11 protein-coding genes, 1 riboswitch and 1 other annotated feature are annotated in these 12,284 nt (G+C 43.0%); of the genes, 8 read left to right on the top strand and 3 right to left on the bottom strand.

The features are described 5' to 3' along the window. Positions 1-498 (bottom strand): preQ(1) synthase, encoded by a 498-nt coding sequence (gene queF / locus I2483_RS13365; RefSeq protein ID WP_186670161.1) that lies wholly within the window; start codon positions 496-498, stop codon positions 1-3. 86 nt (positions 499-584) lie between these two features. Next, positions 585-628: riboswitch (PreQ1 riboswitch) on the bottom strand. A gap of 26 nt (positions 629-654) precedes the next feature. Next, positions 655-1,821, bottom strand: a complete 1,167-nt coding sequence (locus I2483_RS13360; protein ID WP_207277636.1) for an MFS transporter — start codon at positions 1,819-1,821, stop codon at positions 655-657. Positions 1,822-1,991: 170 nt separating this feature from the next. Here I2483_RS13360 and I2483_RS13355 point away from each other — a divergent pair, with 170 nt between their 5' ends. The 5 genes from I2483_RS13355 (at position 1,992) to I2483_RS13335 (ending at position 7,066) form a co-directional block, all read left to right on the top strand. After that, a complete protein-coding gene (locus tag I2483_RS13355) occupies positions 1,992-3,101 on the top strand; it encodes a hypothetical protein (protein WP_207277635.1) in 1,110 nt (369 codons plus the stop codon). Positions 3,102-3,117: 16 nt separating this feature from the next. After that, positions 3,118-4,098, top strand: a complete 981-nt coding sequence (locus tag I2483_RS13350; RefSeq protein ID WP_207277634.1) for a diaminopimelate dehydrogenase — start codon at positions 3,118-3,120, stop codon at positions 4,096-4,098. 196 nt (positions 4,099-4,294) lie between these two features. Next, positions 4,295-5,383 carry a M42 family metallopeptidase gene (locus I2483_RS13345; protein ID WP_207277633.1) on the top strand — a complete coding sequence of 363 codons (1,089 nt, stop codon included), beginning with the start codon at positions 4,295-4,297 and terminating at the stop codon, positions 5,381-5,383. Positions 5,384-5,527: 144 nt separating this feature from the next. Further along, complete coding sequence (gene argF, locus I2483_RS13340; protein WP_207277632.1) at positions 5,528-6,490, top strand: ornithine carbamoyltransferase; 963 nt, start codon at positions 5,528-5,530, stop codon at positions 6,488-6,490. Positions 6,491-6,619: 129 nt separating this feature from the next. Continuing rightward, the gene (locus tag I2483_RS13335) at positions 6,620-7,066 is read left to right on the top strand and encodes a small multi-drug export protein (RefSeq protein WP_207277631.1); all 447 of its coding nucleotides are present in this window, start codon (positions 6,620-6,622) and stop codon (positions 7,064-7,066) included. A 109-nt stretch (positions 7,067-7,175) separates the two neighbouring features. Here I2483_RS13335 and sspI read toward each other — a convergent pair whose 3' ends face one another. Beyond that, positions 7,176-7,388 carry a small acid-soluble spore protein SspI gene (gene sspI / locus I2483_RS13330; RefSeq protein WP_186670174.1) on the bottom strand — a complete coding sequence of 71 codons (213 nt, stop codon included), beginning with the start codon at positions 7,386-7,388 and terminating at the stop codon, positions 7,176-7,178. 91 nt (positions 7,389-7,479) lie between these two features. Here sspI and I2483_RS13325 point away from each other — a divergent pair, with 91 nt between their 5' ends. The 3 genes from I2483_RS13325 (at position 7,480) to pheT (ending at position 12,076) form a co-directional block, all read left to right on the top strand. Next, positions 7,480-8,244 (top strand): TrmH family RNA methyltransferase, encoded by a 765-nt coding sequence (locus tag I2483_RS13325; protein WP_207277630.1) that lies wholly within the window; start codon positions 7,480-7,482, stop codon positions 8,242-8,244. Between the two features lie 61 nt (positions 8,245-8,305). Beyond that, positions 8,306-8,536, top strand: a binding site (T-box leader). Positions 8,537-8,614: 78 nt separating this feature from the next. After that, positions 8,615-9,652: a phenylalanine--tRNA ligase subunit alpha gene (gene pheS, locus I2483_RS13320; RefSeq protein ID WP_207277629.1), complete on the top strand. Its 1,038-nt coding sequence runs from the start codon at positions 8,615-8,617 to the stop codon at positions 9,650-9,652. Positions 9,653-9,664: 12 nt separating this feature from the next. Next, a complete protein-coding gene (gene pheT / locus I2483_RS13315; protein ID WP_207277628.1) occupies positions 9,665-12,076 on the top strand; it encodes a phenylalanine--tRNA ligase subunit beta in 2,412 nt (803 codons plus the stop codon). Positions 12,077-12,284 lie beyond the last annotated feature (208 nt).

The following is a 12,284-nucleotide window of genomic DNA, read 5'->3' as shown; positions in this document are numbered from 1 at the left end:
TTATCGGTTATCGATTTTTTCGGGATACATATCGTGATTCATCAGTCGGTGTTCTGCCATTTGTTCATATTTCGTTTCGGGTTTACCGTAGTTGCAGTAAGGATCGATTGACAAGCCGCCACGCGGAGTAAATTTTCCCCACACTTCGATATAACGCGGTTCAATCAGTTTGATTAAATCATTCATAATAATATTGACGCAGTCTTCATGGAAATCACCGTGATTTCGGAAACTGAATAGATATAACTTGAGTGCTTTGCTTTCCACAAGTTTTTTATCCGGCACAAAACTGATATACATTGTCGCGAAATCGGGTTGCCCTGTCATCGGACAAAGTGATGTAAACTCCGGACAGTTGAATTTCACGAAGTAATCGCGACCCACATGCATATTGTCGACCGACTCTAAAATGTCGGGGTTGTACTCGTACACGTATTTTGTATTTTGATTGCCGAGCAAAGTTAAGTCGGTCAGTGTTGCTTCATCTCTTCCAGCCAATTAAAAAAACCTCCCGTATAATTTGTCAGGGAGGTCCATAGGTGCCGAAAAAGGGGCCATATTGAATGCACATGGCGTAAATTTCGTCATCCATAGTTTTTTATAGAGGGTCGCTATGAACCTCTCCCGAACAGGGTATTCATTTCGTATCTGACATTATAGGACGTGCGATGATTTGTCAATAGAACTTTTGTTCTTCAATCCGATCAAGGTATATAAAGCAACTGCGAGCAGGATGAATCCTGTCAGCATGAAAGCGGCTCGGTATTCCAAGTCCAAGAATCCAATCACGCTTGAACCTGCAACGACACCAATCGAGAAGAACGCGTAAAAATAACCATATGCTTTCCCACGAAATTCAGGAGATGATGAATCAATTAGCAGTGAGTTAATGGATGGGAAGAGGAAAGCGAATCCAGCCCCGTAAATACACATGGCGATATATAAGTTGTTCAATTCCTCAACTTGGCTCAAGAACAACATGCTTAATCCCATAAGTGTTATTCCAAATGCAAGTGTCACAACTGGCCGAACACGGTCAAAGATCCGGTTGATTGGCAATAAAAAGATGAGAATTGCGACGACACCGAATGTGCTTAGTAACAAACCAGTTGTTTTCGTATCAAATCCAAGTGATTCAACTTTTAAAGGCAACACAAGAGCGAGTACACCTTGTGAGAACATTAAAAAGAATGCCCCGGCAAATGCTCTGACCATCCCCGGATGTTGGAAAAGGTATTTGACACGGAAATTGTCAGCTCCTTTTGAAGGCAGTTTTCGTACATATGTAAACGATCGTAAAACAAAAAACGCAAGTATTGCCAGTAGCATCATTATGCCGCCGTTAACCGCCATAATGAAAGGTGTGCTCGTTTTAGCAGCTACAATGCCGCCATATGCTGGACCAATAATGGCTGCCAATCCAACGAATGCGCCGGAAATAGCAACACTTTTACCACGTTTAGACACTTCTGCACGGTTTGCCAAGAAAGTAAACGCAGCTGGGACAATTAGTCCTTCCATGAAACCATGGACAAAGCGGACACCGAGCAATGACGCCGGTCCATCAACAAATGCGTAGAGGAAGAGAGAGAGTGCCGAAGCGAAAAGTCCAAGTACGAGTATAAGGAAGGGTCCTCTTTTGTCAGTCATGAACCCAGAAATAATATTCCCAATTGTATTTGAAAATGAATACATACCAACCGCAAGTCCAACCAAAAATGGCGTAGCACCAAGAGATAATGCAAATGGACTCATAACGGGCAGTTGCGAAAATAAATCAAAAAACGAGAAGAAAACGATTAGGTAAACAAAACCACGCATAATGAAGCCTCTTTTCAATTAATAGATATCATCCTACCCTATACTTTAGCATTATTTAGGCCTAAGGGGAAAAGGAGAGATTGTGAACAATCCTTTTAGTTTGCCATTTAACGAACCGTAACGATAAGATTACTACTAAAATTAAATGAAACCAATGAGGTGATAGATTAGTGGGATTCTTTAAAAGAATTTTCGGCAGACAGGATGATTCGGCGATTGTAGAACAGATTGAGAAACGGTATATTTTTGTTCAACTGGACTTGGAGCATTACTACGACCCATTTTATGAAAGGGATTTATTATCCAGAACAGCCGCAGATTTGGATAATCCTGAATATATGGTTGTTCACAAATCATTCACTGAAGGAGCGGTGCTAATTCCGCATATAAAAGCAGATACTTCCATTGAGTTTTTCATTAAAACGGATCAATTTGTTGTCGAGGAAGTCGTCAAGGCGGGTGTTGTTGTGAAGCATGCGCAATCATCCGTTGATAGGATAGTCATGGAAGTGATTATTTGGAAGAGTGACGGCCAGGTGGACACAATTCCATTTGTATTGAATATCAGTACTAATGACGAACAATCCAGATTGTCTACAGCATTAATCAGTGTTCAAAAAGAGATTCCATTCTATTTTGGGCGGGTTGTGAATGAACTGTTCAAAGTAGAAAGGCAACTGATTGTGAATATGCCGGTGGCGATACAAGAAGATATGCAAATCACTTTCGCGGAGTTGTATAGTGATGAATCCAGTAAATCAGGACCATTCATAGAGCTGGAAAGCGTAACAGATCGTGAAATGACGACTGCGGGATGGGTCATGCATTTTGATAATGAGAAGCTGAAGGAAGAGGAATCAGATTTGTCTTTGATGAAAATTAAAATTTTAAGGACGGTTTTTGATAAGATTAGTCGTCTTGGTGTCAAAGGTAGATTTACTGGATGGATTGCAGAAAATGTGGCAGATTCAAGCGGAACTGGTTCATACGGTGAGACGACGACGTTTATCTTTACATCATCGGAACCAATGCATGGTAATGAAAAATTGCATAGTGAAATTATGAAATATATGAACTCGTTAAAAGGGTTTATTCGCGAGGACGGCGGCTATCCATTAAAGTACGATGGCCTTCCTGTGCTGAGACAAAATGGTTATGACTATGGGTTCGTTGCGATTGATGAAGTTTTTTTGATGAAAGCGGACGAGTTATATAGAAAACTGACCAACAAAGAGATAAACTTATACTATAAATTGCTGAAATTGAATGCAACAGATTGAAAGGGGAAATACAACGATGACAATTAGAGTTGGAATTGCAGGTTACGGAAATTTGGGACGCGGTGTTGAATCTGCAATTAGTCAAAACAAAGATATGGAACTAGTCGGTGTGTTTACAAGAAGGAATCCGGAAGACGTGACGTTGCTGAATGACAATGTACCTGTTCATATAATGGATGACATTCATAAATTTACAGACGCAATTGATGTCCTAATTCTTTGTGGCGGCTCGAAAAACGATTTGCCAGAACAAGGACCGGCACTAGCAGCTCTATTCAACACGGTGGATAGCTTCGATACACATGCGAAAATCCCAGGTTACTTTGAAGCAGTCGATGCTTCTGCAAAACCGAATGGTAAGACAGCCATTATATCTGTCGGCTGGGATCCGGGTTTATTCTCCATAAATCGTTTGTACGGCGAAGCGGTTTTATCTGAAGGTGCTACATACACGTTTTGGGGGAAAGGGTTGAGTCAAGGCCATTCCGATGCGCTTAGAAGAATAGAAGGCGTAAAAGGTGCTGTCCAATATACGATTCCCGTACCTGATGCAGTTGATAAAGTACGCAGTGGTTCGTTACCTGAACTAACTACGCGTGAAAAACATACCCGTGAATGTTATGTAGTCTTAGCAGAAGGCGTTGACGCTGACAAAGTGAAAGAAACGATTGTCACGATGCCTGACTACTTCACTGACTACGATACGACAGTGACTTTCATTACAGAAGAAGAATTGAAACAGGATCACTCAGCGATGCCACACGGCGGTTTCGTGATTCGTAGCGGCAAGACAGGCGAAGGCAATGCACAAGTGATGGAGTATTCCCTGAAACTCGACAGCAACCCTGAATTTACATCGAGCGTTCTCGTTGCTTACGCACGCGCAGCTTATAGGTTGCATCAAAATGGTGAGACGGGTGCTAAAACAGTGTTTGACATTGCACCTGGATTGCTTTCTCCGAAAAGTGCTGCTGATTTGCGGAAAGAGTTACTGTAAGGTGTCAATCATCAAGTAAATTCAAAAACAAACAAGGTAATTGTGTTTGTTTGTACAATAAATACAACTTCCCTCAATCGTATAACTGGTTGGGGGATATTTTTGTATTCATGAATGTAGAAACCTAAATGTTTTGATAATGCTACACTTATCGCATATACTACTCATGTACGATTTATTTAGGAGGTCGAAGGAATTGACGAAATTAGACGAAACGTTAGTGATGCTGAAAGAACTTACAGATGCAAAAGGGATTCCTGGTAACGAACGTGAACCCCGTGAAGTTATGAGAAAGTACATAGAGCCATTTACAGATGAAATTGAACAGGATGGTCTTGGTTCATTAATCGCGAAGAAAACTGGCGATGAGAATGGGCCCAAAATCATGCTAGCGGGTCATCTTGATGAAGTCGGATTCATGATTTCTAGAATTGACGATAAAGGTTTCCTATCATTTCAAACGGTGGGCGGCTGGTGGTCACAAGTAATGCTTGCACAGCGTGTGACAATCGTTACTCGCAAAGGGGATACAGTGACAGGTGTTATTGGATCAAAACCGCCACATATTTTATCACCGGAAGCGCGTAAAAAACCGGTCGATATTAAAGATATGTTTATTGACGTTGGGGCAACTTCGAAAGAAGAAGCAATGGAGTGGGGCATTCTACCTGGAGATATGGTTGTACCGTATTTCGAATTCACAGTGATGAATAATGAAAAATACCTTCTTGCAAAAGCGTGGGACAACCGTATTGGCTGTGCAATAGCAATAGATGTAATGAAAGCGCTTAAAGATGAAAAACACCCTAATATTGTTTTTGGTGTTGGCGCTGCACAAGAAGAAATCGGTCTCCGTGGTGCCCGTACAGCGGCAACAAAAATTCAGCCGGACATCGGATTTGCAGTTGATGTAGGAATCGCTGGCGACACGCCGGGCGTTACATCTAAAGAAGCTACTGGTAAAATGGGCGATGGTCCACAAATTCTATTATTCGACGCATCAATGGTATCGCATAAAGGGTTGCGTGAACTTGTTGTTGATACTGCTGAAGAAAATGGCATACCTTATCAATTCGAAACAATTCCAGGCGGCGGCACGGACGCAGGTTCGATTCATCTTTCTGGAAAGGGTGTACCATCACTTGCGATTTGTATTCCTACACGCTATATTCACTCGCATGCAGGTATCCTACATCGCGATGATTATGAAAATACAGTGAAACTAATTGTCGCAGTCATTAAGAAATTAGATCGTGACACAGTGAATAAGATTACATTTGAATAACTGAACGATTAAACTGCTTAAGCCAGCAAAATGGCTTGGGCAGTTTTTTTATTCAATAAAATCTATAATAATACACTTGACTTTATAATTATGCATACATATAATCAGAGATACCAATTGAAATAAACGATAGGGGATGAGGGAATGGTGATGGTAGAGATGGATAATACGAAAATGGTAGAAGGATTGAAAGGGAGAGACTTACTAACATTGCTTGATTATACACATGAAGAGGTCTCGTATTTATTGCATAAAGCAGATGCCATGAAAAAAGATATGGCCGCTGGGAAGATGCCGAATTTATTGGCTGGAAAAACACTGGGGATGATTTTTGAGAAGCATTCAACGCGCACACGTATTTCATTCGAAGTGGGTATGATCCAACTTGGTGGACATGCAATGTTCATGAATGCACGTGACTTGCAAATTGGCCGTGGGGAATCCGTTTATGACACAGGTCATGTATTGTCTGAGTACCTAGATGGCGTTATGATCCGTGCGAACTCACATGAAATGGTGAAGGAACTGGCACAACATACTTCGGTTCCGATCATTAATGGCTTGACGGATATCTTCCATCCGTGTCAGGCACTAGCGGACTTGCTGACGGTTTTGGAAGTGAAAGGCTCGTTAGCGGGAATGAAGTTAGCGTATGTAGGTGACGGCAATAATGTCGCGCATTCACTTGTCATTGCCGCAGCACATATGGGTATGCACGTAGCTGTCGCAACGCCAAAAGGGTTTGAATACAATCCGAACCTCTTGGTGAAAGCGAAAGCCATAGCTGTTAAAAATGGCGGCAGTGTCTTTGAAACAACGGATCCAGTGGAGGCGGTTGCTGGGGCTGATGTCGTTTATACAGATGTCTGGACGAGTATGGGCCAGGAAGAAGAAGCTGCGGCACGTTTAGAGGCATTTAAAGCGTTCCAAATTAACGATGGATTGGTTGCTCATGCGAAAAAAGATTATATGTTCTTACACTGCTTGCCTGCACACCGTGAAGAAGAAGTTGCGACGTCTGTTATTGATGGTCCGAATTCGTATGTTTTCCAGCAAGCAGGGAATCGACTGCATGCGCAAAAAGCAGTACTTGCTTCGTTGTTGTAATAAAATAGGTTACCGAGTCCAGGTTTTGATACCTGGGCTTTTTTGTACATTAAACGTAACCGAATGTTAATACCGTATTCTATGTTAAGTTTAGTATACAGTTAAAAACTATGTATCGGAGGATGAATAATGTTTGAATATTTTTTAGTGTTTCTAGGTGCAGCTATTCCGTGGTTAGAAATCGCACTTGTCATCCCGCTTGGCATCGTTAGCGGGCTGTCCCCAGTTTGGGTCATGATCCTAGCATTTGTAGGAAACTTGCTTACGGTACTCTTCCTCATTATTGCCTTCCAAAAAGTGAAGGCGTGGTTGGAGTCGCGGAAAAAGAAGGACGGCAAAGGAGATTCGAAGCGGACAGAACGGGGCAAACGTGTTTGGAATAAATACGGTATGCCAGGGCTTGCATTACTCGGTCCAATAGTGATAGGGACCCATATCGCGGCATTCATCGGGTTGCTTTTCGGGGCAAGTAAAGTGAATACAACAATTTGGATGACGATTAGCATTGCAATATGGACACTTGTATTTGGTATCGCAACAGCAATGGGCTTTGATTTCTTTGTGAAAAATGCATAATCTGAAAAATACAAAAGCCGCTCAACTGATGAGCGGCTTTACGTTTATCCCAAAACTGTTGTCGGTGCATGAACAAACAGGAAAGATTAAACATTTGCGTTTGTTCGATTTAGCTGGCTGCAAATACTGTTGCCAGTTCGCCTGCCATTTTAGACTTTTCCTGTTCGCCTGCATGGTTCCACAGCTTTTCGAAAAACACTCCTAGACCAGGTAACAGGTGCTCTTCACCTCGCTTAATGGCATCTTCCACAACGTTACGGATATCTTCCGCTGTATTATTCGTCATGTTTGCCGAAATGGCATCTCTAATTTGAAAATCCATTTTATCAACCTCCCACTTTCATTTTGGACACAAATATCGCCAACTATACCGACATTTGATACACTGAAAAGAAAAAGGCGGTAACCTACATATGAAACGGATTGAATCATCACAAAACGCACTCGTGAAACATTGGAAAAAGCTTGTCACAACACGAAAAGAACGCGAACAGTCGAAAGAATTCCTTGTCGAAGGTTTTCATCTCGTTGAAGAAGCATTAAAAAGTAACGGGACAATTCTTGCGTTGATCACCCGTGACGGTGTAGAAATACCTCAAGGATGGTCTATTGAGGGGGTAAAACTTGTTGAGATAACAGAGGCCATCGCGAAAGAAATTTCGGAGACGGAGCAGTCGCAAGGTATTTATGCACATTGCCGTCAGCCGGAGCACGCCGAAGAAGATTATTCTTCGTGGAAAAAACTTTTATTAATTGACGCAGTCCAAGATCCCGGTAATGTCGGGACGATGATTCGGACGGCAGATGCCGCTGGAATGGACGCAGTTATTCTTGGAGTGGGCACGGCTGATTCATTTAACCCGAAAACAGTACGTTCTGCGCAAGGTTCTCATTTCAATATCCCAATCGTCAAAGGGGATCTTATTGAATGGACGGCTAAGGCAAAAGAAGCGGGAATTCAAGTTTTGGGCACCGGATTGAAAAATGCAGTGAATCATTCCGATATTTGGCCGCAAGTCGAATTTGCATTGATTGTCGGAAATGAAGGCAGCGGCGTCAATCCAGAATTGCTTGAGATGGCGGACAATACAGTCAAGATTCCAATGTACGGCAAAGCAGAATCGTTAAACGTTGCGGTTGCAACGGGAATCCTGCTATATACGTATTCCAAAATGTGAAAATTAGCATGTTGTTGATGAACAAATCATAATCGGGTATACTAGTCATTATGAACAGAAATGAAAAGCAATGATCGGGAAAAGTAAACAATACATGAGCCGAAAGGGAGTCCGCGCCTTGACTGAAAGCGCAGATGGGTAAATGGTTGTCGAAGTTCACCCCGTGAGCTGCCGCCAGGACCAGCGTAAGCTGTAAAGGCGTGCCGGTGCCGGACCGTTATTCCGATTTGAGTGATCATATCTTCGGGTATGATAATCAGGGTGGTACCGCGAAATCGTCCTCGTCCCTTTTATAAGGGGCGGGGTTTTTATTGTCTAGGCGTCTAATCAGGCGTCCAGCACTATTGTTTATTTTGAAAGGAGAATTGACATGGAAGCACAATTAGAATTGTTGAAAGTAGAGGCGCTTGCAAAAATTGAAGCAGCTTCAGATGTAAAATCTTTAAACGATGTCCGTGTTGCCTATTTAGGAAAAAAGGGGCCAATTACGGATCTTTTGAAAGGTATGGGGAAACTTCCTGCTGAAGAACGACCTAAGATAGGGGCACTCGTTAACGTCATCCGTGAATCGGTAACAGAAGTTTTGGAAGACCGTATGGCAAAACTCGAGGAACTGGCCATCAACGAGCAGCTTGAAAAAGAATCGATTGACGTGACACTGCCTGGACGACCAGCACGTACAGGGAATCACCATCCACTCACACGTGTTGTAGAGGAAATCGAAGACTTTTTCATCAGCATGGGGTATGAAATCGCTGAAGGGCCTGAAGTTGAGAAAGACTATTATAACTTTGAGGCGTTGAACTTGCCTAAAGGTCATCCAGCACGTGATATGCAAGACTCGTTCTACATATCCGAAGATATTCTTCTTCGTACACATACATCGCCAGTTCAAGCACGGACGATGGAAGCGAAAGGCGGCGCGCCGATTAAGATTATCTGTCCAGGTAAAGTGTACCGTCGTGATAGTGATGATGCGACGCATTCTCACCAATTCACGCAAATTGAAGGGCTTGTTATTGGGGAAGATATCCGCATGAGCGACTTAAAAGGGACACTTTCTTTATTCGCGAAAAAAATGTTTGGCGATGAGCGTGAAATTCGTCTGCGTCCGAGTTTCTTCCCATTCACGGAACCGTCTGTTGAAATGGACATTTCATGCTTTAAATGTGGCGGAGACGGCTGTAACGTTTGTAAAAAAACGGGTTGGATTGAAATTTTGGGTGCCGGCATGGTACACCCGAACGTGCTGAAAATGGCTGGCTATGATCCAGCTGTCGTATCAGGTTTTGCTTTCGGTATGGGACCTGAACGAATTGCAATGTTGAAATATGGTGTGGAAGATATTCGTCATTTCTATACGAATGACGTGCGGTTTGTATCGCAATTCCACCGGACTGAAGCCTAAGGAGGAATTGATATGTTAGTATCTACAAAATGGTTGAGTGAGTACGTAAATATAGAGGGTATTGCTGTTGCAGATCTTGCGGAGAAAATTACACGTTCTGGGATTGAAGTTGATTCCATAATTGACCGTTCACATGACATGACAAATGTAGTTGTGGGTTATGTGGTGGAATGTGTCAAACATCCGGAAGCGGATAAGTTGAACATTTGCCAAGTGGACGTTGGAGAAGAAACCACACAAATTATTTGTGGTGCTTCAAACGTTGCAGCTGGGCAGAAAGTCATCGTCGCACGTCCGGGCGCAGTGCTACCAGGCGGCATGAAAATTAAAAAAGCAAAACTACGCGGTGAAGAATCGAACGGAATGATTTGTTCACTTCAAGAACTTGCGATTGAAGGCAAGCTCGTACCGAAAGCCTATGCAGAAGGAATCTACGTGCTTCCTGAATCTGCTGTACCTGGTTCAGACGCACTTCCATTGCTTGGTCTTGATGATCAAGTGCTTGAATTCGATTTAACTCCAAACCGTTCAGACGCACTCAGTATGATAGGAGTTGCATATGAAGTTGGTGCGATTTTATCACAAGGCATTCAGCTCCCTGAAATTAACTACACGGCTTCAAATGAAAAAGCAGAAGATATGCTGAAACTACGCATCGATGCGATAGAAGACAATTCGATGTACGTAGCGAAAGTCGTAAAAAACGTTAAAGTTGAAGCTTCGCCGTTATGGCTTCAAAACCGTTTGATGGCTGCTGGCGTACGTCCACATAATAACGTTGTCGATATCACAAACTTTGTTTTGATGGAATACGGCCAGCCACTTCATGCATTTGACTATGACCGTCTTGGTACAGGTGAAATCGCTGTCCGTCTTGCAGAACAAGGTGAAAAGATCACGACATTGGATGATGCTGAACGGACGCTTGAAGCGCATCAACTTGTCATTACAAACGGTAAAGAACCTGTAGCGATTGCTGGCGTAATGGGTGGATTAAATACGGAAGTACATGATGGAACGACGACAGTTGTCATCGAATCAGCTTACTTCGCACCAGGATCTGTCCGCCGCACATCGAAAGAGCTTGGACTGCGTAGTGATGCGAGTACACGCTTTGAAAAAGGAGTCGATCCTAATCGGGTCGAAGCAGCAGCAGAACGTGCCGCGCAACTTATGGCTGAAATCGCGGGTGGCGAAGTGCTTGCTGGTTCAGTCATTGTTGATGAACTTGATAAAACGCCTGTACGCATTACTGTTTCACCGGATTATATCAACAACCGCCTGGGTATGAAGATCCCTCTTGAAGAAATGCTAGCTATTTTAGATGGATTGCAAATCCCTACAGAAGCGGTGAACGGAAAACTTATCATTGACGCACCGACACGCAGGCAGGATCTTCGAATTCAAGAAGACATTATCGAAGAGATTGCACGGATGTACGGCTACGACTTGATTCCGATGACACTTCCAGTAACTGAATCAACACCAGGTGGATTGTCGCCGTACCAGGCGAAACGTCGTACAGTTAGAGCGTTCCTTGAAGGCGCAGGACTTTATCAGGCGTTGACGTATTCATTGACATCGAAAGAACATGCTCAAAGCTACGCGCTTGAAACAGCACCTGTTACAGAGCTTCTTATGCCGATGAGTGAAGACCGCAGTATCCTTCGTCAAAGCCTTATTCCGCATCTTCTTGAAGCAGCGACATATAACGTTGCACGTCGTATGGATTCTGTGGCGCTTTATGAAACGGGATCGGTCTTCCTTGGTGAAGAGGAAGATGGTCTGCCACAGGAAGTTGAACATGTTGCAGCTGTTATTACTGGCAAATGGGTCGACCATGCATGGCAAGCCGAAACAAAATCGGTTGACTTCTTCGTACTAAAAGGGATTGTCGAAGGCATGATGGACAGTCTTGGACTAGTTGAAGGTCTGTCATTCGAACAAACTGTTCTTGATGGGATGCATCCTGGACGGACAGCAAACATTTTCCATAACGGCGAACGGATTGGTTTGATTGGACAAATTCACCCGACAGAACAGAAAAAACGTGATTTGAAAAACACATATGTAATGGAAATGAACCTTGCTAAAATCTTGGCGATTGAAACGGATGAATTGCTATACGTTCCGGTTCCACGATTCCCGTCGAGTTCTAGGGATATCGCGCTTGTCGTATCGAGCGAGACATCAGCAGGAATACTTGAGGATGTCATCCGAAGTGCTGGCGGCAAGTTGTTGAAAGATGTTAGATTGTTTGATCTGTACGAAGGGGATAACGTTGAGGAAGGTAAGAAATCACTTGCATTCTCTCTGACATATGCAGACCCAGAGCGCACATTGACAGATGAAGAAGTCGTTAAAGCGCATGGAAAAGTACTGAATGCATTAACGACAGAAGCAGGAGCATTGCTTCGCGGATAAATGAAAATTGGCCGCACACGGAGTTTCGATTCCGTGTGCGGCTTTTTGAATTAAATAGGGTGATTCGTTATATAATTTCCGCGAAGAGTTGCAGTTAGAATCTCGAAGTTGCAATTAGAAACAAAAAGTTACAATTAAAAATGTAAAGTTGCAATTAGAACTCTAGAGTTTCAATTACTGTGATCCCTCGGCACTCTTTGCTTAGATT

It is taken from the genome of Sporosarcina sp. E16_3 (assembly GCF_017347125.1).
Taxonomy (GTDB): Bacteria; Bacillota; Bacilli; order Bacillales_A; family Planococcaceae; genus Sporosarcina.
The sequence above is the reverse complement of the archived record's forward strand: the minus strand, read 5'-3'. Positions and strand labels throughout refer to the sequence as shown.